This is a genomic window from Franzmannia pantelleriensis, assembly GCF_900102875.1.
Classification (GTDB): Bacteria; Pseudomonadota; Gammaproteobacteria; order Pseudomonadales; family Halomonadaceae; genus Franzmannia; species Franzmannia pantelleriensis.
In genome coordinates, this window is sequence record NZ_FNGH01000002.1 from 101,062 (window position 1) to 127,254 (window position 26,193).

Sequence of the window (26,193 nt, forward strand, 5' to 3'; positions counted from 1 at the left end):
TCACAATAAGCCCAATACAGAGGACGCCATGAAAGTGAATGCTAATAGCATAATGCCTGCTGCAGCTATCGCTGCTTTGCTCGTTGCGCCAATGTCTTCAGCAATTGCGGATAATGCCTATCCAGATAGTCCCGTTTCTGTCGTGGTTCATACCACAGCTGGTGGGTCGACTGATGTGCTTGCTCGCTTGGTATTTCGTCAGCTCGAAAACCACACAGGCGCGACTTTCGTCGTAGAAAACCACCCTGGAGCGGGTGGCCAAATTGGCTATACACGCCTAGCTCATGCTGAACCAGACGGTTACACTCTCGGCACCATCACTACGATGTCAATTATTACTCATGAGTTAACCCGAAGTGGGGTGACCTATACTTATGAAGACAACTTCCGGCCCGTCGCCCAAATGGTTCTTGATCCATCAGTACTAGTTGTTCGTGAAGATAGCCCTTATGAGACACTGGAAGAGTTGGTTGAGGGATCTCAGGAAGATGGGCCACTAAGTTGGGGCGGAACTTTTTTATATGGTGCGCATCATGTTCATGCTTTGTTATTAGGTGAAAAAACTGGAGTTTCATACGACTATGTGCCGTTTGATGGGGCTTCTGAGTCTCGTGCTGCCCTATTAGGTGGCCATATAGATATGGCGGCAGGTGGGTTTTCAGAATTTGCTTCGCTGGCTGATGATGGTGAGGTTCGTATTCTAGCATCAGGTGGTACAGAACGTTGGGCCGATTATCCAGACGTTCCAACATACAGTGAGCTAGGGTATGACATAGTGCTGGGCTCGAATCGTGGTTTTGGCGTGCCTAGTGGAACCCCTGATGACGTCGTAGAGTGGTTGCAAAAAAACATTGAAGAAGTCATAGAAACCGAGGCTTTTCAGGAAGAAGCTGCTCGTTTAGGGCTTGCCCCTTCCCTATCATATATGAGCGGTGATGAGTTCCATTCTTACCTTCTTGACCTTCAAGACCTAATGCGCTCTATCCTTCCAGAAGAAGAGATGGTCGAATAGGAATATAAACGAGGTCAGCTTGTTTCCTGGCTGACCTCTTTTAATGTGGGGGTTGACGATGCTTAGTTTTCCACGATATCGCATTGAGTTATGCGTCATAGTTGCTGTTCTTGTTTTTTCCCTTTGGGCTCTTCTGGAAGCAAACACGATGACGGGCAGTGCTTCAAACTTTCCGAGCATGATGGCCCTTTCTGCTGCGTGTTTTTCATTGTTATCTTTGGTTAGAGTTTGGAAGGTACGTGGAAAGGATGCGGAAGAAGTCTCGCTGTCATTTTCTTCCCTGCTGCGTATTTTAGGCTTTGTGGGGGCAACAGTCCTGTTCGTTATAAGCCTAAACCCTCTTGGCTTTGAGTTGGCTGGCAGCATGTTATTGCTGATTGGTATGGCGCTACTCGATTGGAGGGTCGCGCTCCGCTATTGGTGGATAGCAGTCTTGCTGCCGATGTTCTTGGGAGTTGTGTTTAGGCTGGGGCTTCAGCTCAGACTTCCTTCCTCTTGGCCAATATTTTAATCGCGGGGCTGATGATGGATTTATTAAATGGCGTTTTAAATCTAGCGCATCCTATTGTTTTTCTTGCTATGGCTGTTGGTGTAGCATGGGGGATCATATGTGGTGCGCTTCCAGGGCTGGGTGCCACGCTAGGTATAGCATTACTTATCCCCTTTACTTATGGGGTTGATCCCAATGTCGCCTTGCCTATGCTAGCAGGTGTGTATGCTGGTTCAATTTATGGTGGAGGAATTACAGCTATACTTTTGGGGGTGCCAGGGACCTCTGCGGACGCGGCCACAGTTTTCGACGGTCATCCAATGGCTAAAAAAGGCATGGCTAATAAGGCGTTAACAGCATCCGTTACGGCGTCCGCTGTTGGGGGAATGATAAGTGCTTTAGCATTGCTGTTACTTGCTCCTCCGCTTGCTCGCTTTTCTTTGGCTTTTGGCCCCCATGAATATTTCCTGATAGCAATATTCGGTCTGACGGTTATTGCCGCTCTCGCCCCTACATCAATAATACTCGGTCTAATGGGCGGGGCGCTAGGATTGTTACTGGGAACCGTAGGTATTGACCCAATTGTAGGTGATATGCGTTATACCTTTGGCCAAGTGCCTTTATATGATGGTTTGCCACTGATCCCGATGCTGCTAGGCTTGTTTGCATTCCCGCGTGCATTGGAATTAGGCCTGGATGTCATTCAAGGTCGCGCTAAAACACTGTCTAGTGCTGGTTCTTCTAGCAATGGTGGTCCCAAAATATCCTGGGCAGAAATGTGGAGTTCTCGACGTACTTATATTCGCTCTTCACTGCTTGGTACCTTAATTGGTATTATCCCAGGCGCTGGTGCTAATATTGCTTGCTTTGTTGGCTATGCTGCTGCAAAACGCGCATCAAAAGACCCGCGCTCGTTCGGAACTGGAAATCCAGATGGTGTCATTGCCTCTGAGTCTTCAAATAATGGGACCTGCAGTGCTTCGCTGGTACCACTACTTACGCTGTCTCTCCCTGGAAGCCCAACGGCTGCAGTTATACTGGGTGCTTTGATGATTCATGGCATGACCCCAGGAGCCGAGTTGTTTACTCGTCATGCTGAGACGACATACACATTCATTGCGGCTGGCTTCTTTTGTAATGTAATCATGTTGGGCATGGGGTGGTATGGAAGTAGATGGTTTGGCTCTATTGTCCGTATTCCAACAGCAATTCTGGCACCTGCTATGTTGCTTATTGCCTTTGTCGGAGCCTATGCAGCGCGTCAGCAAGTGTTTGACATTGGTTTAATGGTGACGATCGGGCTAGTTGCAATCTGGCTTGCCAAAGTAGGTGTGCCCATAGCCGCAGTATTGCTTGGCGCTATTCTTGGTCCCATGGCGGAAGCAGGCCTGCGGCGTGCAATGGTGATAAGTGGTGGCGACCCGTTGTCATTTTTTACACGCCCGCTTTCCGTAGTGCTGATTATACTCACGGTGCTGGCGATCTTCGCCGGCTGGCAGATGACTAAACGCATGAAAGTGCTAGAAGAGTCTGTGTCTGTCGAAAAAAGCTAGCCGTTCGATGTTGCTGTTGAAGTTTACTTGACTGCAATCACAGGGTGGTAGGTGGTCATATGGCGAGGCCATATTTCGTTACTCGATAGATGTCATTAAATGTTTGGTTGGTCACGCTTGGTGGCTGCGTAAAATTTGATTAAACGTCTTCGTTAAGACCTTCTTGATTGGTTGAATAAAACATTCGACTTACAGGCGTCAGGGCGTCCTGTATGTTTGAAGTGTGGGTTGGCTTTGTGATTTTTCTTTTATGAAGAGATATTTGTGATGAATGGGGGATTGAAATTGTTGGCTGATAAGACGATACTCGTGACAGGTCCAAACCTAGCGGAGCAAGCATGTACTATAGCTGATGAGGCTGGTTATAAGATTGTTTGCTCTCCTCCTTATCCTGATGAGAACACGCTTTTAAGTTACATTGAGCGCCATGATCCAGTAGCTATTATTTCAAGAATGGGGAAGATTACGGATGCGGCCTTAAAATCAGGAAAATCCCTAAAGGTGATATCCAAGCATGGTGCAGGTGTAGATAATATTGATGTCAATGCTGCTACCAGGCGAGGAGTGAAGGTTATGCGTGCTCCTGGAGCGAATGCAGTTTCTGTGGCTGAGCATACTCTTGCATTGATGCTGGCTACTATTAAGCGACTCATTCCTTTGGATGCCAGTATGCGCAACGGGCACTGGGAAAAGGCAAGTTTTCTTGGGCGTGAAGTGGCTGGCATGCGCTTAGGGTTGATTGGTGGTGGGGCCATTGCTGTAGAGACGTTAAAAATGGCCAAGGGGTTGGGTCTTAAGGTTTCAGTTTATGACCCATTTGTCTCTGAAGAATATATATGTTCCCTAGGTGCCGCTTGTGTAAAAGATCTGGATGCTTTGTTTCGCTGTTCTGATGTGATCAGCCTTCACTGCCCTCATACCAATGAAAGCCACCATATTCTAGATTCCAGAACCATTGGGCTTATGCCCCGTGGTAGCTATGTGATCAATACGTCTCGTGGGGGGTTGATCGATGAAGAAGCCTTGGCAGTCGCTCTAGATAATGACCATATTGCAGGGGCAGGTCTAGATACATTTGAGGATGAGCCTCCCAAGGATATTACATCGCTTATGCGCTCTGAAAAAGTTGTATTAAGTCCTCACGTGGCAGGTGTTACTGAAGAAGCGGGCTCTCGAGTTGGGGTGTTGGCGGTTAGTGGAGTTGTTGACTATTTGGACGGTAAACATATAGAAGATGACCGGATGGTTAACTAGATTCTAGCATGTGGGTTTTGTCGTGGTGTTTATTTAAATTTAACATTAGAAGGTGGTTGTGATGACACTGGGTAATCGTATCCTTGCGCGCCAAAAAATTGTCAGTCAAGACATGGTAGAAAAGTATAGGGAGCTTCCTGTTGCTAACGTTAGCGACTGCATGTCGAGAATGTTTGCGGGCGGGAATAATATCAGGCCGTTGCATAATGAAGGGGGCCTTGCTGGACCTGCGCTTACCGTACGTTGTCGGCCAGGCGATAATCTCTTTCTGCATAAAGCAATTGATCTTGCGCAGCCGGGCGATGTTATCGTCTGTGATGGCGGTGGTGATCTCACTAACGCACTGATGGGAGAGCTTATGCTGATTTATGCTGCTAAGCGTGGCGTTGCTGGCTTCGTTCTGAATGGTGCCGTGCGTGATGTAGAGGCAATTCGGGAGTTTAATCTTCCACTGTTTGCGGCGGGTGTTACTCATCGTGGGCCCTATAAAAATGGCCCGGGAGAGGTTAATGTTCCTGTCAACTTTGGAGGGATGATAATCGAGCCTGGTGACTTAGTGCTAGGCGATAGCGATGGCGTGTTGTCGGTTCCCTACGACAGTTTAGATGAGGTTTTGGCCCAGGCCAAGAGCAAGCAGGAAGCGGAAAATAAGCAGATGTCCGAAATCCACTCGGGTACTGTCGACCGCTCTTGGGTTGATCAAACACTAAAGGTATCTGGGTGTCAGATGTCCTAATCCATAGTTTCTCAAGCAATGAGGTTGGATGCTCTAGAAATCATATATAGGGTAAGCGCTAGGGCCGTGATGTAAGTAAGCACTTCATGCGTGGTGCGACAGCTGAGCACCAGATACTCACTCTATATCACAACTAGCTACCCTCTCATTTCAAACGGCCGAACCGGTCTCCCGGTTCGGCCGTCTATCAGTGCCATCTATCCAGCCAGTATTGCTGGCTGTGACCATTCACGACGGGAAGGAGAACTGCGCGCCTTCGCGTACCCCCGCTGACGGCCAGCGCTGGGTAACGGTCTTGCGCTTGGTGTAGAAGCGCACGGCGTCCGGGCCGTAGGCGGCGAGATCGCCGAACAGCGAGCGCTTCCAGCCACCGAAGCTGTGGTAGGAGACCGGCACCGGTAGCGGCACATTGATGCCCACCATACCGACCTGAATGTTGTCGCTGAAGTAGCGTGCTGCTTCGCCGTCGCGGGTATAGATGCAGGTACCGTTGCCATACTCGTGATCGTCGATCAGCTGCATGGCTTCTTGCATGGTGTCGACGCGCACCACCAGCAGCACCGGGCCGAAGATCTCCTCCAGGTAGCAGGTCATCTCGGGGGTCACCCGGTCGATCAGGGTGCCGCCGACGTAGAAGCCGTTTTCAAAGCCGGGGACCTCGACGCCGCGGCCGTCGACCACGATCTCGGCACCTTGCTCCTGGGCGCCGGCGATATAGCCACATACCTTGTCCATGTGCGCCTTGGTGATCACCGGGCCGAAGTCGTTGGCGCCGTCGTGGTAGGGACCGACCTTGAGGGTCTGCAGCTGCGCCTGCATCTTGCTGACCAGGGCATCGGCGGCGGCATCGCCCACCGCGACGGCCACCGAAAGGGCCATGCAGCGCTCGCCGGAGGAGCCGAAGGCGGCTCCGGTCAGCGAGCTGACCACGTTGTCCATATCGGCATCCGGCATCACGATGGCGTGGTTCTTGGCGCCGCCGAGGGCCTGGCAGCGCTTGCCGTTGGCACTGGCGCGGCTGTAGATGTATTCGGCGATGGGGGTGGAGCCGACGAAGCTGACGGCCTTGACCCGGCTGTCGTCGAGCAGGGTGTCAACGGCTTCCTTGTCGCCGTTGACGACGTTGAGCACGCCGGCCGGCAGGCCCGCCTCCAGCGCCAGTTCGGCGATATAGAGGGTCGAGGTGGGGTCGCGCTCGGAGGGCTTGAGCACGAAGGTGTTGCCGGTGGCGATGGCCATCGGATACATCCACAGTGGCACCATGGCCGGGAAGTTGAACGGGGTGATGCCGGCCACCACGCCCAGCGGCTGGAATTCGCTCCAGGAGTCGATGCCGGGGCCGGTGTTCTTGCTGTACTCGCCCTTGAGCAGCTCGGGAACCCCGCAGGCGTACTCGACGTTCTCGATGCCACGCTGCAGCTCGCCCTTGGCATCGTGGACGATCTTGCCGTGCTCCTGGCCGATCAGGCGGCAGATCTCGTCGGCGTTATCCTCCAACAGCTGCTTGAAGCGGTACATGACCCGGGCGCGCTTGGCGGGCGGGGTGTCGCGCCAGGCGGGGTAGGCGGCCTGGGCGGCGGCGATGGCCTCCTCGACGGTGGCCTTGCTGGCCAGGGCGACCTGGCCGCCCACTTCGCCGGTGGAAGGGTTGTAGACGTCTTGGGTGCGACGCTCGTCGGCAACCCGTACGCCGTTGATCAAATGGCCAAGCGTGGTCATGACAATACCTCTAGCAAAACGTGTAATTTGGTGTGTTCAGTTGAGTTCGCCGATGGCGTCACCCAGCACATTGACGAGGTGGTCGATCTCTTCATGCTCGACGATAAACGGCAGGCCGAGCTGGATGGTATCGCCGCCGTAGCGCACATAGACCCCTTTTTCCCAACACTTCATGGCGATCTCGAAGGGACGTCGGGTCGGCTCGCCGGGGTACGGCTCGATCTGCAGGGCGCCGGCCAGGCCGTAGTTGCGTATGTCGCTGATATAGCGTGTGCCCTTGAGACCATGCAGGGCCGACTCGAACACCGGGCTCATCTCGCGTACGCGATCGATCAGGCGATCGTTCTCGAGCACGTCGAGTGCCGCCAGCGCCGCGGCACAGGCCACCGGGTGGCCGGAGTAGGTATAGCCGTGGGGCAGTTCGAGCATGTACTCGGGACCGCCCTGGTCCATGAAGGTCTGGTAGATGTCACCCTGGACGATCACCGCCCCCATGGGCACTGCGCCGTTGGTCATCTGCTTGGCGGTATTCATGATATCCGGTACCACGCCGAAGGCATCGGCGCCAGTCATGGCGCCCATGCGGCCGAAGCCGGTGATGACCTCATCGAAGATTAGCAGGATGTCGTGGGCATCGCAGATCTCGCGTAGCCGCTGCAGATAGCCGACCGGCGGCGGAATCACCCCGGCTGAACCGGCCATCGGCTCGACGATCACCGCGGCTATGTTGGAGGCATCGTGCAGCGCGATCAACTCCAGTAGTTCGTCGGCGCGCTCGGCGCCGCGCTCCGGCATACCACGTGTGAAGGCGTTCTCCGCCAGCAGGGTGTGGGGCAGGTGGTCGGCGTCGACCCCTTGGCCGAACAGGGCGCGGTTGGCGCCGATGCCGCCCAGGCTGATGCCGCCGAAGTTGACGCCATGATAGCCCTTCATGCGGCCGATCAGCTTGGTCTTGGTGGGCTTGCCCTTCTTGCGCCAGTAGGCGCGGGCGATCTTCAGCGCGGTGTCGGCGCTCTCGGAGCCGGAGCCTGTAAAGAATACATGGTCGAGGCCTTGCGGGGTCATCTCACGCAGACGGTGGGCCAGTTCGAAAGCCTTGGGGTGGCCGAACTGGAAGGCCGGCGAGTAGTCGAGTTCGCCCAGCTGGCGGCTCACTGCTTCGGTGATTTCCGGGCGGCAGTGGCCGGCGCCGCAGGTCCACAGGCCTGAGAGGCCGTCGAAGATCTGGCGACCCTCGGCGTCGGTAAAGTAGCTGCCCTTGGCGCCAACGATGATCCGCGGGTCGCGCTTGAACTGGCGGTTGCCGGTATAGGGCATCCAGTAGGCATCCAGCTGCTCTGTGCTAAGCCCGGCGGTGGGCGATAACGCTCGCTCTGACATGACCGTACCCTCTGTATGTGGCCGCTATTGTTGGCATCGTGCCTGGTAGCCTAGCCCTAGCCGGTGATAAGTTAAATCTAGCTTTTTTTAAGCTCATGCAAGTGTATGGTTAACTTTTTCCGCGACGGCCACGGCCGTCGAGCAGGAGGAGGAAGCGATGTCGAGGCGCAAAGCGGCCCTTAGTGGTCAAGTGAGTGATGCCGACCTGCGCCTGCTGCGGATCTACCGCAAGGTGGTGGAGTGCGGCGGCTTCTCCGCCGCCGAGGTGGAGCTGAATATCAGCCGTGCGGCGATCAGCATGGCCATGAACGATCTGGAGACCCGGCTTGGACTGCGGCTCTGCCAGCGCGGGCGCAGCGGCTTCTCGCTGACCGACGAGGGCGCAGAAGTCTACGAGGCGGCCCAGCGCCTGCTGGCCGCGGTAGAAGGGTTTCGCACCCGCGTCAACGGCCTGCACGCCTGGCTCAAGGGCGAGCTCAATATCGGCATCACCGATAACCTGGTGACCATGCCGGAGATGCATATCACCCATGCCCTCAGCGCCCTCAAGGAGCGGGGGCCTGAAGTGCATATTCATATTCGCATGATGCCCCCTAGTGAGATCGAGCTGGCGGTGCTGGATGGCCGCTTGCACACCGGCGTGATTCCGGCGCTCAAGACCCTGGCCGGATTGAACTACCTCTCCCTCTACGAGGAGCACTCGCAGCTCTATTGCGCGGCGGACCATCCCCTGTTCAAGGTGGCAACAGTGCCGGAACAGCAGCTGGCCGAGCATGATGCCGTGGTACCCGCCTATGCCCAGACACCTGAGGTCAAGGCGCTGCATGAGCCGCTCAAGGCCTCCGCCTCGGCGACGGATCGTGAGGGCATTGCCTTCCTGATTCTCTCCGGTCGCTACATCGGTTACTTGCCTACCCACTATGCCGAGCGCTGGGTGCGCGATAACCGTATGCGCCCCCTGAACCCCGAACGCTGGCACTACTTGACCCGCTACTGCGCCATCACCCGCAAGGCGGCGCCGCCTAACCTGGTAATGGAGGGCTACCTGGAGGAGCTGCAGCGGCTGATCAAAGCAGGATGACGATTATCCGTTGGCTTGCTAAGTGATTGCCTTATTACATACAATCAAAAATGTTTGCATGTTTAAAAGTCGATCACAGGGAAGAAACATGGCAATGCGCGGATGGTGGCTAGGCTTGGTGACAGGATTGGCAGTGACCCCAGCGGTGGCGGAAAGCCCGTGGCAGGGCAGCGTTGGTGCCGGGGTGCTGGTTACGCCGGAGTATCTGGGTAGCGACGATTTCCGCACCCGGGCCTGGCCGTCGCTGGAGCTGCGCTACGGCGATGCGTTCTATTTCAATCCCCGAGAAGGGCTGGGCTGGGACGCCATTCGCGAGGGCAACTGGGTGGTATCGCCCTATCTCGGCTATACCTTTGGCCGCGACAGTCGCGGTGAGCTGGCGGCCTTCGAGGAGGTCGACGGCGGCGCCACCCTGGGGCTGCGCGTCAGCTACGATCAGGGACCGTGGCGCTACAGCCTGTCCGGCGAATCCGCCGTGAGCGGTGATATCAACGGCTCGGAGTGGCAGGCGCGGGCCACCTGGCGTGCGCCCCTCGACGAGCGCACCTTCGTCACCCTGGGGCCCAGCGTGAGCTATTCGAGCGAGAGTTGGACGCGCGCGATTTTTGGCGTCTCGGCACAAGACAGTGCACGCTCGGGAGTGGCCGCCTACGAACCGGGCAGCGGCTATCTGCGCTATGGGCTGAGCGGGACCATCAGCTATGCGCTGACCCCGGCCTGGTCGCTCACCGCATTGGCTGGCGTGACCTACTTGACCGGTGATGCCGCCGACAGTCCCATCGTCGACGATCTCGGCGATGCCCTGCAGCCGGTGGCAGGCGCTTTTGTCAGCTATCGCTTCTAATCTCAGGCGCTCAAGGATCGAGACATGACCCATCGCAATGTCTGCTGCTGGCTGGCGACAGCGGCCGTGGCGGTACTACCCGCGGTGGCCGTAGCTGCTGACGGTACGTTCACCCTCAAGGTCGAAAATGACTTCCTGGCAAGCAGCGACGACGGCCACTACACCAGCGGCGCCGAACTCAACTGGGCCTTTCGGCCTGAGGCGGAGCACTGGAGTCAACGGGTGGCCGCGGTGCTACCGGAGGCGTTGATTAGCCAGGCCGATACGGTGGCTTATCGGCTGGTTCACCAGATCTATACCCCCGACGACATCGAGCAGCGCGCGCTGATCGAGGACGATCGCCCCTATGCCGGACTGGTGTTGGGCGGGGTGTCGTTCTACGAAGACGTGGCGCGTGGTGACTGGCGTCAGGCCACGGACGTGCACCTCGACGTGGGCCTGGTGGGGCGCTCCTCGCAGGCCGAGCGAATCCAGCGCGAGGCGCATCGGCTCTCGCACGCCGATCGACCGCGGGGCTGGGATAATCAACTCGCCGACGAACCAATCGTCAACGCCACGCTGCAACGACAGTGGTGGCATGAGTCGCCACTGGCCGGCAAGACCCTGGCCCACGGCCCAAGCGCAGGCCTGGCGTTGGGTAACCTCTACACCTATGCCAGCGGCGGCTATGGGGTGCGTTTCGGTGACGATGCCACCGGCATCCCTACGGTCACCCCCAACCCGGGCGGGCGCCAAGCGTTCACCCAGCGCTCGGGACTGCGCTGGTATCTATTTGCCAGCGTCGAGGGCTACTACATGGCCCACAACCTGACCCTCGACGGCAATACCGTCAAGAGCAGCCACTCGGTGGAGCGTCGCGAGTGGGTCGGCGATCTGGTGGGTGGGGCAGCGCTGGCCTGGGACGCCTGGCAGCTGAGCTACACCGCGGTGCGTCGTAGCCATGAGTTCGAGGGCCAGACCAGCCATGACGTGTTCGGCAACGTTACCCTGTCGCGGGATTTTTGATCGTCCGTCTCGCTGGGCTATCATGGCCGACCTTTTTGCGTTGCCATGGAGCCTTTGATGAGCTTTTACGTCTACCTTTCCGGCGAGATCCACACCGACTGGCGCGATGAGATCCAGCGCGGCGCCGAGGCGCTAGGTCTCGACGTGGTATTTACCTCAGCGGTGACCGACCATGCCGCCAGCGATGCCGCCGGCGACCACCTCGGCGAGGATAGCCACCAGTTCTGGCGTGATCACAAGTCCTCCAAGGTCAACCTGATCCGCACCAAGACCCTAATCGAGCAGAGCGACCTGGTGGTGGTGCGCTTCGGCGACCAGTACAAGCAGTGGAACGCGGCCTTCGACGCTGGTTACTGCGCGGCGCTGGGCAAGCCCTACGTGACCCTCCACGCCGAGGACATCGTGCACCCGCTCAAGGAAGTCGACGCCCAGGCGATGGCGTGGGCCACTACCACCGACCAGGTGGTCGAGATCCTGCGCTACGTGCTCAAGGCCTGACGTCTACGCTTACCGCGCCGGGTCGACGCGACCGCCCAGCGAGGCGTTACGCCGGAACCAGCCGGCGATGCTGGCCCGCGGCAGGCGGGTCGGCAGGACCTCGTGGGGCACCGTCTCGGAAAGAAAGCAGGTGAAGGTGCCGGCCTCCGGGCGCACTCGGGCGAGTTCGCGGGGCGTGCTGTCGCTCGAGTAGATGGCCATCTCACCGCCGCCGTCGATGGGCCACTCAGGGTTGAGGTAGAGCACCGTGGAGACCACGCGATTGGTGCGGCCCTGAAAACTGTCGAGATGGGTCTTGTAGAAGCTGCCCGGTGGGTAGTGGGCGAAGTGCGCCTCGAACTCGAACAGCCCCAGATAGAGCGCCCGGTTGAGGGTCTGCTGCAGCTCGCCCATGGCCGCGAGGTAGCGGCGCTGGGCCGGGCTCTCGCGCTCGAGCCAATGGATGGCGTCGCCGCGGATATCGCGGCGCAGGAGGTGCTCTCTGCCGCGGCCGATACCGGCGACAGCCAGCGCGTCCCTCTCTGCCAGCTGGATAATCTCGGTATACAGCGCCCGACACAGCTCGGCGTCAACGACGTCCTCGGCGACGAACCAGCCCTGCTCGACCAGTGCATCGACCAGCGGCGCCAGCTGCCGCGGGTCGACGACGGGGGGACCGCTCATGGCGTTTTCATTCCGGGAAGCCGTGGGCGCGGGCACGGGCCAGCATCACACGCTTCTTGCCATACAGTTTGAGCTGGGCCTGGGTGACATGCACGCAGTAGGCCTGCCCCTGGCGGGTGGCCATGCCGGCGAAATCCTCGCGGGCGGCCTGGTAGGCTTGCTCGGCCTGCTCCCGGGTGACGACCAGGTCGTCGTCGCCGGGATTGCCGTCAATCACTTCCTGAAGGTTCTGCAGGTAGAGGGCGCAGCGCATCAGCTGGAAGCCCTTGGCCTTGGTACGCATGAAGAACCATACCAGCAGGGCGGCAATGGCGACGCTAATCAGCACAACTTGGGTCATACGGCTCAATCTTGTCGAGAATGGGTGGTTGGTGAGGTCTGCCGCGGGCCGCGACGGGGTGGGCGATGGCGCAGTGGGCCACCGTCGGGAGCGCGGTCGAGGCTCACCGGGCAGCCGAATCCCTCGCTGAGCAGCTCCACCAGCATCATTGCCGAGAGTCCCCAGATCACCTGGCCCTGGGCCTGGTAGCTGGGCACGTAGTAGGGGCGGCCGTCGACGGTAATGACGTCGGTGTGGCTGCGGCAGTCGTCGAGGAACAGCGCCAGCGGCACCTCGAATATCGCGTCCAGCTCGTTTGGGTCCGGCGTCAGCGGCAGGTCCGGCGGGATCAGCCCCACGTAAGGCGTAACCTTGAGGCCGTGCAGCGAGACCACTTCGCTGAGTTGACCGAGCAGTTCGACCTGGCCGCGGGGCAGGGCGATCTCCTCCTCCGACTCGCGCAGTGCAGTGTCGAGCAGGTCACGGTCGTGCTCTTCGCGCTTGCCGCCGGGGAAGGCCACCTGGCCGCGATGGGTGTCGAGGTGATCGGCGCGTCGAGTAAACAGCAGCGTTGGCTCGTGCCGGGTCACGATTGGTATCAGCACCGCCGCCTCGGGCATGGCGAGCCTCAGGCGTTGAGGGCGGTGTGCTTGCAGGCGCTCGCGCAGTTTCTCTAACATGGGGTGTCCGCTGGGTTTCATGTGTTGTACCCAGCTCCCGCGCAGGCGTCAAGGCGCGCTCCGCCCCCGCGCCATGAAGGAGAGCCATGAATTTCTGCAGCCACTGCGGCCAGACTGTCCGCTTTGCGATCCCCGAGGGCGACGACCGCCCGCGCTACCTGTGCGACGCCTGTGGCACCATCCACTACCAGAATCCACGCATCGTCGCCGGCACCCTGCCGGTGATCGGCAGCAAGGTGCTGCTGTGCCGCCGCGCCATCTCGCCGCGCAAGGGCTTCTGGACGCTGCCGGCAGGCTACATGGAGAACGCCGAGACCACCGTCGAGGCGGCCGCCCGCGAGACCCGCGAGGAGGCCTGTGCCGAGGTGGCGATCCATGGCCTCTACACGATGATCAACCTGCCGCATATCAACCAGGTCTACATGATGTTCCGCGCCGATCTCGAGGGCGGCTTCGACGCCGGTCCCGAAAGTCTCGAGGTGGCGCTGTTCGAGGAGCATGAGATTCCCTGGGACGAACTCGCCTTCCCGACCATCGAACGCACCCTGCGCCACTTCTACCAGGACCGCCGCGACGGCGTCTATCCGCTGCATATCAGCGACATCACCGCCGAGGATCGCGAGCGCTACTTCGGCTCGGCCTGAGCGGCACAGCGCTCGGCCAGCAGGCATAGCAGCTCATACATGAGTGTCGCGCCGAGTAGCGCGGTGTTGCCAGTCGGATCGAACGGCGGTGCCACCTCCACCACGTCGGCGCCGACCAGCGGCAGACCGCGGAAGCCGCGCACCAGCTGCAGCGCCTGCAGGCTGGTCAGCCCGCCGACTTCTGGCGTACCGGTGCCCGGCGCAAAGGCCGGGTCGACGCTGTCGATATCGAACGACAGATACACCGGGCCATCACCTACTATTCGCCGAGCCTCGGCGATCACCGCTTCTATGCCCAGCGCCTCGACTTCCTCCATGAACACCACCCGCATGCCGCTGGCGTCGGAATAGTCCCAGCCCTGGGCGGTGTTCTGGGCACCGCGGATACCGATTTGCACGGTGCGTTTAGGGTCGATCAGCCCGGCTTCGCAGGCCAGCCGAAAGGGGCCACCGTGATGGAATTTGGAGCCCTGGAACGCGTCCCAAGTGTCGGTGTGGGCATCGATATGGATCAGCCCCACCGGGGCGTCGGCGGCCAGGCCACGCAGGATCGGGTAGGTTACCGAGTGGTCGCCGCCGGCGCTGAGCGGTATCACCCCGGCTTGGTGAAGGGCGCGGTAGTGGGCGGCAATGTCGTCGGAGACCCGCTCAAGGTCGTAGATCGAGGAGAACCGCACGTCGCCGATGTCGGCGATGCTCGCCTGGGCGAAAGGGTCCTGGCGGGTCACGTGGTGGATGCTGCGCATCAGGCTCGACTGGTTGCGCATCTCGCGCGGGCCGAGACGGGCGCCGGGACGGTTGCTGACGCCGCCATCGAAGGGGATGCCGACCAGGGCGATATCCAGCGCGTCGAGGCGCTCGACCAGCGGTGCACGCAGGAAAGTGGCGATCTCACGGTAGCGCGGCTCGAGGTGCGGGGCGTAGCGCTCCCCAGTGGCGGGGTTGCGGCGGGTGGCATCGGTCGGGCGTGACATTGAAGGCTCCTTGCAGGGTGGTTCAGGCACACAGTCGCGCCAGGCTGGCGGCCAGCAGCCGGGTGCCGGCCACGGCATCGTCGAGCTCGGTATATTCGTCGGGGTGATGGCTCAGACCGTTGTGGCAGGGCACGAACAGCATCGCCGTGGGGCAGTGCCCGGCTAGATGGATGGCGTCGTGGAAGGCGCCGGACATCAGCCGCGGTGCCGCGAGCGACAGGTCGTGGGCGGTGTCGTCGAGTAGCGTGACCAGCGGCAACGAGAATGCTACCGGAGCGATACGCGACAGCGGCGTGAGGGTCGCCTGGCAGCCAGCCCAGGATTGTCCGGCCAGCAGTTGGAAGCTGGCGGTCAAGGCATCCAGGGTGGCGGGATCGGGGTGACGCAGGTCGATGCTGAAGGTGACCCGTTCGGGAATGGTGTTCACTGCGCCGGGGCTGACCTCGAACGTGCCGATGGTGAAACGCACCTGGTCGGCGTCGTCGCGGGCCGCCTCGCGCAACGAGGCGGCCAGGGCGCAGGCGCCTTCGAGAGCGTCGCGGCGCAGCGCCCGCGGCGTGGTACCGGCGTGATTGGCGCTGCCGGTTACCGTCACCTCGAACCAGCTCACGCCCTGAATGCCCTCGACCACGCCCACCGGCACCCTGGCCTGCTCGAGGATTGGCCCCTGCTCGATATGCAGCTCGAGGAAGGCGTGCATCGGCGTCGCCAGTGGCCGGCGCGGGATGCCGGCTGCGTCCAGCGCCGCCAGGCACTCGTCCAGTGCGCTGCCCAAGCTGGTGCCAGCGGCATCGCGGATAGCGCGGGTCTCATTCAGGTCGCGCACTCCGCAGAAGACCGCCGAGCCCGAGGTGCCGGGGGCGAAGCGCGCCCCCTCCTCGTTGGTCCAGCTGACCAGTGACAGAGGTCGGCGCAGTGAGAGGCCGGCATCACGGAGGGCGCGCAGTGCCTCGAGCCCGGCCAGCACCCCTAGTGCCCCGTCGTAGCGGCCGCCGGCGGGCTGGCTGTCGAGGTGGCTGCCGGTGACCACTGGCGCCAGTGTCGGGTCGCGGCCGGGCAGGTCGAGAAAGACATTGCCGATGGCATCGACGCTGGCGCTGGCGCCGAGAGACTCGGCCTGCTCGGCCAGCCACAGTCGTGCCCGGATATCGTTGGCATCGAGGGCCAGGCGCGCAACGCCGCCATCATCGCGGGCACCGAGGGTGGCGAGAAGGGCCAGGTCGTGTTCGAGGCGCGTTGGGTCTACCGCCTCGCCAACGGCCCTGGCATCGCTGCTATCGGTTGGCATGGCCATCAGCGGCTCCTCACTCGTAAACCTCGAAGTGCACCTCGACGGGGACGCAGTCCTCACCGTTGATGGGAATGATGTCCTGAGGGCAGGATGACATGGCGACGATGCAGTCCATCTCGGCACGCAGTTCGACGTAGTCGCCGGGCTTCGAGACCGGCGGGCACCAGTCGACCTTCATCTGGTCGTTGACCGGGATGTTCATCCACAGGTTGAGCGGCTGAGGCACCTCGGGGGCGTCGATGCCGATTGCTTTGACCGCCAGGCGCAGGTTGTCGGCGCAGTTGTCATGATAGCCCTCGACGCCGAGGGTCATGTAGCGGAACAGATCGCAGGCCGCCATCAGGGTGTCGTGGATGCCCGGTGAGGTGTCGGCGGTGAGGGTCATGATCGGACGGCGGCGATTGCTCATCAGCGGGTCGCCGACCTGGGGGATCAGCCCGCTGAGCCAGGCGCGGCCATGCTCCCAGGACATGAACTCGTTGAGGTTGTCGCTGCTGAAGGCCCAAGTGTCGCAGACCTGGGTGCCGTGGGTGTTGATAATGCGGATGGTCTGGCCCTGCTTGAGGCGCACCGCTCGGCCGCCGCGCGCGGCGACCTCGTAGCGCTCGCCGAGCACCGGGGTGCCGTCGGCGGAGATCGGCGTGTCGAGGGTGTGGTTGTGGCCGCAAGGTTCACTGTTGCTGCGCGGCAGCTGCTCGATGCGGGCGTGGTCGAAGGTTGGCTTGCTGCTCATGGTGTTCTCCTTGTGATGATCGGTCAGCTGCTGAGCTGAGGCGTCAGTCGATATGGCGCTCGCGCCAGGTGTTGAGGAACTGCTGTAGTCGTTCGCTGCGGGGCGTGCGGAAAAGCGTCTCGGGAGGCCCGCTCTCGATGATGCGGCCCTGGTCCATGAACACCACGCGGTCGGCGACCTTGGCGGCGAAGCCCATCTCGTGGGTGACGATGGCCATGGTCATGCCGTCGTGGGCGAGTTGTTTCATGACGTCGAGCACTTCGCCGACCAGCTCGGGGTCGAGGGCTGATGTGGGTTCGTCGAAGAACATCACCCGGGGCTGCATGGCCAGGGCGCGAGCGATGGCGACGCGCTGTTTCTGGCCACCGGAGAGGCTCTCGGGAAAGTGGCCGGCACGCTCGGCCAGGCCGACCCGCTCGAGCATCGCCATGCCTTCGGCCTCGGCGTCACGGCGCGACAGGCCGTTGACCAGCCGCAGCGCCTCGGTGACGTTTTCTAGCGCGGTACGGTGCGGCCACAGGTGGAAGTGCTGGAAGACCATGCCCACCGGCGCACGTACCGCGTCGACGCGGGACTCCCGGGCACGCACGCGCATGCCGCCGCGCTCCTCGTAGCCGAGCAGCTGGCCGTCGATATACACGCTGCCGTGGTCGTAGGGCTCGAGGAAGGCCAGGCAGCGCAGCAGCGTGGACTTGCCTGAGCCGGAGGGGCCGATCACGCAGACCACTTCCGACGGCTCGAGGCGGAAGTCGATATCGCTCAGCACCTCGAGCTCGCCGAAGGACTTGCCGATACCGCGTGCCTCGACGATCGGCTCGCCGTGCGTTTGGTGCGGGGTGGTGGTGGGCGTGGTGACAGCGTCAGCCATGGGCATGAGCGGACTCTCCTTGACGGACAACATGGCGCGGCTGGCGATTGGCCAGGCGTTTCTCCAGCGCATAGCCGCCGCGGGCGATCAGTTCGATGATCATCCAGTAGAGCAGGGCGACGGCCAGGTAGGGCTCGATCACATTGAAGGTCTGATTGACGATGGTGGTGGCGTTCTTGGTCAGGTCGTCCACCGAGATGATCGAGATCAATGCCGACTCCTTGACCAGGATGATCAATTGGTTGGTGCCCGGCGGCACGATCAGGCGCAGCATCTGCGGGATCTGGATGCGGGTCAGGGCGTGCCAGGGCGAGATGCCGAGCATCCGCGCCGCCTCGAGCTGGCCCTTGGGGATCGACTTGAAACCGCCGCGGTAGATTTCGGCGAAATAGCCGGCGCCGTAGAGGCCGATGCCGGTGACACCGGCGATTTCGGCGTCGAGCAGCAGGCCGATGCTGGGGCCGCCGTAGTAGAGCAGAAACAGCAGCACCAGCAGCGGCGTGCCGCGGCACAGCTCCACATAGCAGGCCACTGGGTAGCCAAAGAGCCGTGGGCTGGAGAGCCTCAGCGCGGCCAGCACCAGGCCCAGCGAAACTGCCACCAGGCAGCCCAGGAAGCAAATCCACACGGTGTTCCACAACCCTTGCAGGATTAGCTCACGGGTCTCCCAGAGCAGGGCAAGATCGAACATGACGATAGCTCCTCGGGGTGTGCCTATTCGGTGGCCAGGCCGCCGGTCATGCGGCGTTCCAGATGGGCGCTGATTCGGGCTAGCAGTAGATTGACCGCCAGATAGAGCACGGCCGCGGCGAGATAGGTCTCGAGAGGCTGAAAGGTGCGCGAGGCAATCTGCTCGCTGACGCGCATCAACTCAGTGACGGCGATCACCGAGATCAGCGACGAGTTCTTGAGAATGGTGATGATCTCGTTGGTCAGCGGCGGCAGGGTGAGGCGAAAAACTTGCGGCATCACGATGCGACGGCGGGTCTGCCAGGCCGATATGCCGGCCATGCGTGCAGCCTCGATCTGGCCGGTAGGAATGTGCGCAATACCGCTGCGAAATATCTCCGACTGGAAGGCGGTAGTGTTCAACGTCAGGGTCAGGATGGCGGCAGTGATCGGCGCCACTTCGATGCCGATTTCCGGCAGCAGATAGTAGACCAGCAGCAGCTGCAGCAGGATCGGTGTGCCGCGCCAGAAGCTGCGGTAGAGGCCGCAGGGCCAGCGTACCCAGCGGTAGCGACTGGTCAGGCCGAAGGCCAGCAGCATGCCAAATACCAGCCCCAGGGCAATGGCCGAGAGCGATACCACCAGGGTGGTGGTCAGGCCCTTGATCAGCACCGGGTAGTGGTTGAGCAGGATCTCGAGCATGGGGCACCTGTTCGCGGGGAGGGAGTGAGGGGCGGCAGGCAGCCGCCCCTCCGGTCGTGATTACTCCGCAGCGGGCAGTTCCAGGGGGACATTCATGGGTGCACCAAACCATTTTTCCTGCAGTTCGTTCAGGGTGCCGTCTTCATTGAGACGCTGGATCTGCTCATCCATGAAGGCGTTGAGTGAGGCGCTGGCCTCGTCGCGGCGGCCGGCCCAGCTGAAGTAGACCGGCTCACCAAAGGTGCCGACCACTTCGAAGACATCGGGGCGAGTCCGCTCGGCCTCGAGCAGGTTGGGCAGGCTGTTGATCACCACGTCGACGCGACCGGTGCCGAGGTCGGCATAAGCTTCATCGACGCCGGTGTAGGTACGAATGTCGGCGAGCGGCGTCCCGGCCTCCTCGAGCTCGGCAGCCAGTGCCTCCAGCGCTTCGAGCTGTGCCGAGCCGGCCTGGGCGGCGGCGACCTTGCCGCCGATATCCTCCGGCGAGACGATTTCTTCTTCGCCAGCGCGCTTGAGAATCGCCATGGTGGCATCGGCGATGGGTGCGCTGAGGTGGTAGCGCTGCATGCGCTCGGGGGTGGCGGTGACCGAAGTGACCACGTAGTCGAAGCGCTCACGCTCAAGGCCGGGCAGGATGCCTTGCCACGGCAGGTCCATGCGGATCAGCTCGACGCCGTCGAGCTCGGGCATGATGTATTCCATGAGATCCGCTGAGTAGCCGACGATCTCGCCATCCTCGATGAACTCATGGGGGGCGTAGCGTGCTTCTGTGCCTACCGTGAAGACGCCGTCAGATTTGATTGTCTCAAGGAGGTCAGCGTGAGCGCTGCCCGCTATCAAGCCGGTGGTCAGTAGCAGCCCTGCAGTGATGGATGCGATGCGATTCATGAGTGACCCTCTTGTTGTTGCTGGTCATCGGTGCTGCCTGGGCAGCGAACGGGGAGTACGCCTTGAGTTAAGCAGAGGCCTCGCAGCAATAAAATTGCTATCTTTCGATGTATAAACCCATATTTTTGATGTATTAGCGCACTAAAGAAGGTCATGCCGATGAAGCTGTCAGCAGCGGATCTCAAGAGCCTGTCGGTGTTTCTGGCGGTCGCCGAGCATCGTGGCTTCGCCGGCGCCCAAACTGCGCTGCACATGAGCCAGTCGGCGGTGAGTTTTCATATTCGTGCGCTCGAGGAGCGGGTCGGTTTCACGGTCTGCCGCCGCGGCCGCCAGGGCTTCGAGTTGACCGAGCGAGGCGCGGTGGTGCATGAGCGGGCCAAGGCGCTGCTGGCCTCGGTGGATGATTTCGACAGTGAGATGAGCGAGCTGCGCAGCTCGGTCTATGGCACTCTGCGGCTAGGGGTGGTGGATAACACCATCATGGACGAGGAGCTCGACTTGCAGGGGGTGATTGGCGAATTTTTGCGCAAGAACCCCCGCGCGCGGCTCAACATCACCGTAGGAAGTCCCGACCGACTGATCGGCGAGATCGCCAACGGCGAGGTGCAGCTCGGCATCCTGCCGGAAACCGCGCAGATGGAGGGGCTCCAGCATCGTCAGGTCTACACCGAAATGCATGGGGTCTACTGCGCGCGCGGCCACCCACTCTTCATACGCCAGGCCGAGCAACTGACGGTGGCGGAGATCGTCAAACACCCCTTCGTGGTACGTCCATACGCCAACCTTCAGGAGCTGCGCAGCTTTCCCGAGGCGACGGTTGGCGCTCACGCCTCCAATATGGAGGCCCAGGCGCTGCTGATCCTCAGCGGTCACTTCATCGGCAACCTGCCGCACTACTACGCCGAGCACTGGGTCGCCCGCGGCGAGCTCAAGGCCCTTCTGCCAGGCGAGGTCGAGATCGCCTCGCCGTTCTGCGTGGTGACCCGCGCCGGGCGGCGGCCGGCACTGATCGTGCGCAACTTCATTCAGGAGCTGGTATCGCGGCTGTGGCAGCAGGCACATCGGGTCGACGAGACGTTCCCCGAGGCCTGAGTCACTCCCGCTCGATGCTGAACGGTGACCAGCTCTGGCTGGTGGGCATGATCTCCAGCCGGTTGATATTGATGTGCTCGGGCAGGGTGGCGACGTAGAACACCTGGGCGGCGATATCCTCGGCCTGCAGCGGGTTGGCGCCGGCGTAGAGCTGCTTGGAGGCCTGCTCGTCGCCCTTGGAGCGGACCAGCATGAACTCGGTCTCGGCCAGGCCCGGGGCGACGTCGGTGACGCGCACGCCACTGCCCTTGAGGTCGCAGCGCAGGTTGTAGCTGAACTGCTGCACGAAGGCCTTGGTGGCACCGTAGACATGGCTGCCGGGGTAGGGGTAGCTGCCCGCCACCGAGCCGATATTGACGATGCTGGCGCCCTTGCCGGTGTCGATCAGCAGCGGCAGTGCGGCGTGGGTGACGTTGACCAGGCCGGTGATATTGGTGTCGATCATGGTGTGCCAGTCGTTGAGATCGACGCGCTGGGCCGGCTCCAGCGCCAGGGCCAGGCCGGCGTTATTGACCAGGCAGGTAATCCTGCGCCACGCGTCATCGAGGCCGTCGATAGCGGCTTTGACCGCCTCGGCATCGCGCACGTCGAGGGTCAGGGTAAGCACCTCGACCTTGTCGCCGAGCTCGGTCTCGAGCTCAGCGAGGCGCTCGCTTCGGCGGCCGGTGAGAATCAGTGACCAACCTGCCTCGGCGAAGCGATAGGCGGTGGCGCGGCCGAAACCGGAGGTGGCGCCGGTGATCAGGGCAATAGGCATGCAGGGCTCCTTGTGGGTGGTGCGCCGGTGCCTGGCACCTTTGGCGCGTTGTGGATACCAGTCAGCTTTGTATGATGACGATAACGCTTACACCGGCCTAGAGGGTAATCGATCCGTGGACAAGTTCGAGGTGAAACTGGATCAGGCGGCGCGAGCCGCCTGGATGTCATATGTTGGCGGCATCACCCAGGACGAGATTGCCAGCCAGCTGGGCGTGTCGCGCCCTGGTGTGCAGCGGCTGCTGGCGCTGGCGCGTCAGGAGGGGCTGATCAAGGTTCATATCGACCATCCGATTGCCGCCTGCATGACGCTGGCCAGCGCCATCCGTGAGCGATTCGGTCTGGACTACTGTGACGTGGTCCCCGCCGAGGCCAGCGCCCCGGAGGGGGCGGCCTATTATCTGGCAGTGGCCGGCGCCGAGCGGGTGGCGCGCCTGGTCGAGCGCAGCGACCCGCTGACTCTGTCGCTAGGCACCGGGCGTTCGGTGCGCGCCACGGTGGAGTCGCTTAGCCGCGTCGAACGTCCTCAGCACCGTTTCGTTTCATTGGTTGGCAACGTCGCCCGGGATGGCTCCTCCAACCGCTACGATGGGGTGATGGTGCTGGCCGACAAGACCGGCGGCCAGCGTTTCCTGCTGCCGTCACCGGTGGTGGCGAGCAGCGTGGAGGAGAAGGCCTCGCTGCAGCAGCAGCCGCTGTTCCTGGCCATCACGCAGGTGGCGTTGGAAGCAGAGGCGGCGTTCATTGGCGTGGGACGCATTGACCGTCAGGCCACGCTGTTCCAGGACCACTTCATCTCCGAGGACGAGCTCGACGAATTGCTTGGCAGACACGCGGTGGGCGAGCTGCTGGGCTGGCCGATGACCGCCGACGGCGAGGTGATCGAGTGCTCGATCACCCGGCGTGTCACCAGTCTGCCGCTGGAGATGTTTCGCGCCCAGCCGATCGTGGCGCTGGCCGGCGGCGTGGCCAAGGGGCCGGCAATTCTGGCCGCATTGCGTGGAGGATGGCTCAAGGGGCTGGTCACTGATCAGCTGGCGGCACGCCATATCATCGAGCACGCGTGATGCATCACAGCATGATCAGGACTGCATAAATGCACCCAAAGTATAAGCTCCGCGCCTTTGCTTTTTTTGGCTTTGCGTACGATCATTTGATCGATCAATGATCAATTTGATCAAAAATGACTTGAGCAAAACAACAATGCCAAGCGCTACCAAGGAGCACTCCATGAAACTCTCCCACGCCTTGCCATTGGCGACGCTGGCGGTGGCGGTCTCAGCCGCATCCCACGCCCAGGAAATCACCGTCGCCACGGTCAACAACAACGACATGGTGATCATGCAGAGCCTGACCGACGAGTTCGAGCAGGCGCACCCCGGCATTAGCGTCAACTGGGTGGTACTCGAGGAAAATGTGCTGCGCCAGCGTCTGACTACCGATATCGCCACCGGCGGCGGTCAGTTCGACGTGATGACCATTGGCACCTACGAGGCACCGATCTGGGCCGAGCGCGGTTGGCTGGTCCCCCTCGACGACCTGCCCGAGGCGTATCAGGTCGATGACCTGCTGCGTCCGGTGCGTGATGGCCTGAGCTACGATGGCACCCTGCACGCGCTGCCGTTCTACGGCGAGAGCTCGATGCTCTACTACCGCACCGACCTGTTCGAGCAGCACGGCATCTCGATGCCCGAGCAACCGAGCTGGGACGAGGTGTACGAGTGGGCAGGGCAGATTCACGATCCTGACAACCGCCTCTATGGTATCTGCCTGCGCGGCAAGCCGGGCTGGGGCGAGAACATGGCGTTCGTCTCGACCCTGGTCAACACCTTTGGCGGTCGCTGGTTCGATGAGGACTGGAACCCCGAGCTCAACTCTCCGGAGTGGCAGGAGGCGATCAGCTTCTACGTCGACCTGATGAACAACTATGGTCCGCCGGGTGCCAGCTCCAACGGCTTCAACGAGAACCAGGCGCTGTTCTCCAGCGGCCGCTGTGGCATGTGGATCGACGCTACCTCGGCAGCGGGCCGTATCTATGATCCGCGCGAGTCCGACGTCGCCGACGTGCTGGGCTTCTCTCAGGCGCCGGTGGCCGAAACACCGAAAGGCTCGCACTGGCTGTGGTCCTGGGCGCTAGGCATCCCAGCCTCTTCGGAGGAGCAGGACGCCGCCAAGCAGTTCATCACCTGGGCCACGTCTCAGGAGTACATCGAACTGGTCGGCGAGACCGAGGGCTGGACCAGCGTACCGCCGGGCACCCGCGCCTCGACCTATGAGGATGAGCGCTACATCGAGGCGGCTCCATTCGCAGGCTTCGTGCTCGAGGCGATGCAGAATGCCGATCCCACCGATTCGACGCTCAAGCCGTCACCCTATACCGGGGTGCAGTTCGTCGGTATTCCCGAGTTCCAGGCCATCGGCACGCAGGTCGGCCAGTCGATCGCCGCGGCGCTGACCGGGCAAATGCCGGTCGAGCAGGCGTTGGAATCCGCGCAGCGCAGCGCCGAACGCGCCATGCGTCAGGCGGGCTACTACGACTGATCGTCGGTCCCGAGTCGGCCGGGTAACCCCCGGCCGACCTCCGTGTCTCAACCCCGAGTGGTAATACCATGCGTACTCGAACTTCCGGGCGCACCGTAGGCGGCCTGCGTTCGCTATCGCTTCAGGCTCCCGCCGTCACGCTGCTGCTGATCTGGATGCTGATTCCGCTGGGCATGACCCTGTGGTTCTCCTTCCAGCGCTACAACCTGCTGATGCCGGGCATGGAGCAGTTCGCCGGCCTGGAAAACTATGAATACCTGCTCACCGACCCGGCATTGTGGCGGGCCATGGGCACGACACTGGTACTGGTTGGCTCGGTGCTGGCGATCTCGGTGATCGGTGGCACGCTGCTGGCAGTGCTCTATCAGCAGGACTTCTTCGGCCGCGGCGTGGCGCGGGTATTGGCGATCTCGCCGTTCTTCATCATGCCTACGGTCAGCGCATTGATCTGGCAGAACATGATGATGCACCCGGTCAATGGCGTATTGGCCTGGTTCACCGGGCTGTTTGGGCTGCCGGCGATAGACTGGTTCTCCTCCTTCCCGCTGCTGTCGATCATCATCATCGTCGCCTGGCAATGGCTGCCGTTCGCGCTGTTGATCCTGCTGACCGCCATGCAGTCGCTGGACGACGATCAGGTCGAGGCGGCACGCATGGACGGCGCCGGCCCGGTGGCGGTGTTCTTCTTCATCACCCTGCCGCACCTCAAGCGCGCCATCAGCGTGGTGATCATGATCCAGATGATCTTCCTGCTGACCATCTTCGCCGAGATCTATGTCACCACCTCCGGTGGACCCGGGCTGGCTACCACCAATCTGGCCTTCCTGATCTATATACGCGCGCTGCTGGAGTTCGACGTCGGCGGTGCCTCCGCGGGTGGGGTGATCGCCATCATCCTGGCCAATATCGTAGCCATCTTCCTGATTCGCATGGTCGCGAAGAATCTCGAAGACTGACGCTAGGAGCCGCTAATGAATACTTCTCGTACACAGCGCCTGGTGTTGGCCGTGGTGGCCTGGAGCATCACCTTCGTGATCTTCTTCCCGATCCTGTGGATGTTCCTCACCGGCTTCAAGACCGAAGCCCAGGCGATCGCCGATCCGACCCTGTTTTTCACCCCGACGCTGGAAAGCTATGCCGCCATCCAGAGTCGTGCCAACTATTTCCACTTTGCCCTCAACAGCGTCTACGTGGCCTTCGGTTCGACCCTGCTGGCGCTGCTGATCGGCATTCCCTCGGCCTACTCGATGGCCTTTCTGCCCACCAAGCGCACCAAGGGCACGCTGTTGTGGATGCTCTCCACCAAGATGCTGCCGCCGGTGGGCGTGCTGGTACCGATCTACCTGATCTTCCGTGATCTGGGCATGCTCGATACGCGCATTGGCCTGATCGTCGTGTATACCCTGATGAACCTGCCGATCGTGATCTGGATGCTCTACACCTTCTTCAAGGATCTGCCCAAGGACATCCTCGAGGCGGGTCGCATGGACGGTGCGAGCACCCACCAGGAGATCCTTTTCCTGCTGATCCCGCTGACCCTGCCGGGGATCGCCTCAACCGGCTTGCTATCGGTGATCCTGAGTTGGAACGAGGCCTTCTGGAGCCTCAATCTGACCAGTTCGCGGGCGGCACCGCTGACCGCTTATATCGCCTCGTTCTCCAGTCCCGAAGGCCTGTTCTGGGCCAAGTTGTCGGCGGCCTCGACCATGGCGGTTGCGCCGATCCTGATCTTCGGTTGGTTGACCCAGAAACAGATGGTGCGCGGCCTGACCTTCGGCGCCGTCAAGTAAAGGACGAT

General features: G+C 61.3%; 28 protein-coding genes. 15 read left to right on the plus strand and 13 right to left on the minus strand.

What is annotated here, in order from left to right; genetic code table 11:
- The first annotated feature begins 28 nt into the window (after positions 1 to 28).
- The 5 genes from BLT16_RS02525 to BLT16_RS02545 all read left to right on the plus strand — a co-directional run bounded on the left by BLT16_RS02525 (position 29) and on the right by BLT16_RS02545 (position 5,045).
- Positions 29 to 1,012: a Bug family tripartite tricarboxylate transporter substrate binding protein gene (locus tag BLT16_RS02525; RefSeq protein ID WP_089656956.1), complete on the plus strand. Its 984-nt coding sequence runs from the start codon at positions 29 to 31 to the stop codon at positions 1,010 to 1,012.
- Positions 1,013 to 1,070: 58 nt separating this feature from the next.
- A complete protein-coding gene (locus tag BLT16_RS02530; RefSeq protein ID WP_176817139.1) occupies positions 1,071 to 1,523 on the plus strand; it encodes a tripartite tricarboxylate transporter TctB family protein in 453 nt (150 codons plus the stop codon).
- Entirely contained in the window at positions 1,508 to 3,055 is a 1,548-nt protein-coding gene (locus BLT16_RS02535; protein ID WP_143025031.1) for a tripartite tricarboxylate transporter permease, read from the plus strand. The genes BLT16_RS02530 and BLT16_RS02535 overlap by 16 nt, the downstream gene beginning before the upstream one ends.
- Positions 3,056 to 3,322: 267 nt before the next feature.
- Positions 3,323 to 4,309, plus strand: coding sequence for a hydroxyacid dehydrogenase (locus BLT16_RS02540; RefSeq protein WP_089656959.1), 987 nt, complete (start codon positions 3,323 to 3,325; stop codon positions 4,307 to 4,309).
- A gap of 61 nt (positions 4,310 to 4,370) precedes the next feature.
- Entirely contained in the window at positions 4,371 to 5,045 is a 675-nt protein-coding gene (locus tag BLT16_RS02545) for an RraA family protein (protein WP_089656960.1), read from the plus strand.
- Between the two features lie 228 nt (positions 5,046 to 5,273).
- Here BLT16_RS02545 and BLT16_RS02550 read toward each other — a convergent pair whose 3' ends face one another.
- Entirely contained in the window at positions 5,274 to 6,764 is a 1,491-nt protein-coding gene (locus BLT16_RS02550) for a CoA-acylating methylmalonate-semialdehyde dehydrogenase (protein WP_089656961.1), read from the minus strand.
- A gap of 36 nt (positions 6,765 to 6,800) precedes the next feature.
- Positions 6,801 to 8,144 (minus strand): omega-aminotransferase AptA, encoded by a 1,344-nt coding sequence (gene aptA, locus BLT16_RS02555; RefSeq protein WP_089656962.1) that lies wholly within the window; start codon positions 8,142 to 8,144, stop codon positions 6,801 to 6,803.
- 157 nt (positions 8,145 to 8,301) lie between these two features.
- Here aptA and BLT16_RS02560 point away from each other — a divergent pair, with 157 nt between their 5' ends.
- From BLT16_RS02560 to BLT16_RS02575, 4 genes are all read left to right on the plus strand, one after another.
- Positions 8,302 to 9,225 (plus strand): LysR family transcriptional regulator, encoded by a 924-nt coding sequence (locus BLT16_RS02560; protein ID WP_089656963.1) that lies wholly within the window; start codon positions 8,302 to 8,304, stop codon positions 9,223 to 9,225.
- 88 nt (positions 9,226 to 9,313) lie between these two features.
- Positions 9,314 to 10,069, plus strand: coding sequence for a MipA/OmpV family protein (locus BLT16_RS02565; protein WP_089656964.1), 756 nt, complete (start codon positions 9,314 to 9,316; stop codon positions 10,067 to 10,069).
- A gap of 24 nt (positions 10,070 to 10,093) precedes the next feature.
- The gene (locus BLT16_RS02570) at positions 10,094 to 11,074 is read left to right on the plus strand and encodes a lipid A deacylase LpxR family protein (protein WP_089656965.1); all 981 of its coding nucleotides are present in this window, start codon (positions 10,094 to 10,096) and stop codon (positions 11,072 to 11,074) included.
- Between the two features lie 57 nt (positions 11,075 to 11,131).
- A complete protein-coding gene (locus BLT16_RS02575) occupies positions 11,132 to 11,572 on the plus strand; it encodes a YtoQ family protein (protein WP_089656966.1) in 441 nt (146 codons plus the stop codon).
- Positions 11,573 to 11,581: 9 nt separating this feature from the next.
- Here the strand turns inward: BLT16_RS02575 and BLT16_RS02580 are convergent, their stop codons facing one another.
- From BLT16_RS02580 to BLT16_RS02590, 3 genes are read right to left on the minus strand one after another with little or no spacing between them, the layout of a single operon-like run.
- Positions 11,582 to 12,235 (minus strand): 2OG-Fe(II) oxygenase, encoded by a 654-nt coding sequence (locus tag BLT16_RS02580; protein ID WP_089656967.1) that lies wholly within the window; start codon positions 12,233 to 12,235, stop codon positions 11,582 to 11,584.
- Positions 12,236 to 12,242: 7 nt separating this feature from the next.
- On the minus strand, positions 12,243 to 12,575 hold the full coding sequence (locus BLT16_RS02585; protein WP_089656968.1) for a hypothetical protein: 333 nt from the start codon (positions 12,573 to 12,575) through the stop codon (positions 12,243 to 12,245).
- Between the two features lie 5 nt (positions 12,576 to 12,580).
- Positions 12,581 to 13,234 (minus strand): CoA pyrophosphatase, encoded by a 654-nt coding sequence (locus BLT16_RS02590; protein ID WP_089656969.1) that lies wholly within the window; start codon positions 13,232 to 13,234, stop codon positions 12,581 to 12,583.
- An 86-nt stretch (positions 13,235 to 13,320) separates the two neighbouring features.
- Between BLT16_RS02590 and BLT16_RS02595 the strand changes: the two genes are divergently transcribed.
- Positions 13,321 to 13,878, plus strand: a complete 558-nt coding sequence (locus BLT16_RS02595; protein WP_089656970.1) for an NUDIX hydrolase — start codon at positions 13,321 to 13,323, stop codon at positions 13,876 to 13,878.
- On the opposite strand, the gene speB is transcribed toward BLT16_RS02595, so the two are convergent.
- Genes speB through BLT16_RS02630 form a run of 7 tightly spaced genes read right to left on the minus strand, consistent with a single transcriptional unit; the run spans position 13,860 to position 20,006 of the window.
- Positions 13,860 to 14,852, minus strand: a complete 993-nt coding sequence (speB, locus tag BLT16_RS02600) for an agmatinase (RefSeq protein WP_089656971.1) — start codon at positions 14,850 to 14,852, stop codon at positions 13,860 to 13,862. The two genes, BLT16_RS02595 and speB, sit on opposite strands and share 19 nt — an antisense overlap.
- Positions 14,853 to 14,874: 22 nt before the next feature.
- Positions 14,875 to 16,146, minus strand: coding sequence for a M20 family metallo-hydrolase (locus tag BLT16_RS02605; RefSeq protein ID WP_089656972.1), 1,272 nt, complete (start codon positions 16,144 to 16,146; stop codon positions 14,875 to 14,877).
- A 10-nt stretch (positions 16,147 to 16,156) separates the two neighbouring features.
- On the minus strand, positions 16,157 to 16,876 hold the full coding sequence (locus tag BLT16_RS02610) for a DUF1989 domain-containing protein (protein WP_089656973.1): 720 nt from the start codon (positions 16,874 to 16,876) through the stop codon (positions 16,157 to 16,159).
- A 43-nt stretch (positions 16,877 to 16,919) separates the two neighbouring features.
- Positions 16,920 to 17,750 (minus strand): amino acid ABC transporter ATP-binding protein, encoded by an 831-nt coding sequence (locus BLT16_RS02615; protein ID WP_089656974.1) that lies wholly within the window; start codon positions 17,748 to 17,750, stop codon positions 16,920 to 16,922.
- On the minus strand, positions 17,737 to 18,435 hold the full coding sequence (locus BLT16_RS02620) for an amino acid ABC transporter permease (protein ID WP_089656975.1): 699 nt from the start codon (positions 18,433 to 18,435) through the stop codon (positions 17,737 to 17,739). The genes BLT16_RS02615 and BLT16_RS02620 overlap by 14 nt, the downstream gene beginning before the upstream one ends.
- A gap of 23 nt (positions 18,436 to 18,458) precedes the next feature.
- A complete protein-coding gene (locus BLT16_RS02625; RefSeq protein ID WP_089656976.1) occupies positions 18,459 to 19,115 on the minus strand; it encodes an amino acid ABC transporter permease in 657 nt (218 codons plus the stop codon).
- A gap of 60 nt (positions 19,116 to 19,175) precedes the next feature.
- Complete coding sequence (locus BLT16_RS02630; protein WP_089656977.1) at positions 19,176 to 20,006, minus strand: transporter substrate-binding domain-containing protein; 831 nt, start codon at positions 20,004 to 20,006, stop codon at positions 19,176 to 19,178.
- A 159-nt stretch (positions 20,007 to 20,165) separates the two neighbouring features.
- On the opposite strand from BLT16_RS02630, the gene BLT16_RS02635 reads away from it, so the two are divergent.
- On the plus strand, positions 20,166 to 21,098 hold the full coding sequence (locus BLT16_RS02635; RefSeq protein ID WP_089656978.1) for a LysR family transcriptional regulator: 933 nt from the start codon (positions 20,166 to 20,168) through the stop codon (positions 21,096 to 21,098).
- A 1-nt stretch (position 21,099) separates the two neighbouring features.
- Here BLT16_RS02635 and BLT16_RS02640 read toward each other — a convergent pair whose 3' ends face one another.
- The gene (locus tag BLT16_RS02640) at positions 21,100 to 21,855 is read right to left on the minus strand and encodes an SDR family NAD(P)-dependent oxidoreductase (RefSeq protein WP_089656979.1); all 756 of its coding nucleotides are present in this window, start codon (positions 21,853 to 21,855) and stop codon (positions 21,100 to 21,102) included.
- A gap of 115 nt (positions 21,856 to 21,970) precedes the next feature.
- On the opposite strand from BLT16_RS02640, the gene BLT16_RS02645 reads away from it, so the two are divergent.
- The 4 genes from BLT16_RS02645 to BLT16_RS02660 all read left to right on the plus strand — a co-directional run bounded on the left by BLT16_RS02645 (position 21,971) and on the right by BLT16_RS02660 (position 26,185).
- Positions 21,971 to 22,921: a sugar-binding transcriptional regulator gene (locus BLT16_RS02645; protein ID WP_089656980.1), complete on the plus strand. Its 951-nt coding sequence runs from the start codon at positions 21,971 to 21,973 to the stop codon at positions 22,919 to 22,921.
- A gap of 163 nt (positions 22,922 to 23,084) precedes the next feature.
- Positions 23,085 to 24,395, plus strand: coding sequence for an ABC transporter substrate-binding protein (locus BLT16_RS02650; RefSeq protein WP_089656981.1), 1,311 nt, complete (start codon positions 23,085 to 23,087; stop codon positions 24,393 to 24,395).
- Positions 24,396 to 24,463: 68 nt separating this feature from the next.
- Entirely contained in the window at positions 24,464 to 25,351 is an 888-nt protein-coding gene (locus BLT16_RS02655) for a carbohydrate ABC transporter permease (protein ID WP_089656982.1), read from the plus strand.
- 15 nt (positions 25,352 to 25,366) lie between these two features.
- On the plus strand, positions 25,367 to 26,185 hold the full coding sequence (locus tag BLT16_RS02660) for a carbohydrate ABC transporter permease (protein ID WP_089656983.1): 819 nt from the start codon (positions 25,367 to 25,369) through the stop codon (positions 26,183 to 26,185).
- Positions 26,186 to 26,193: the final 8 nt, after the last annotated feature.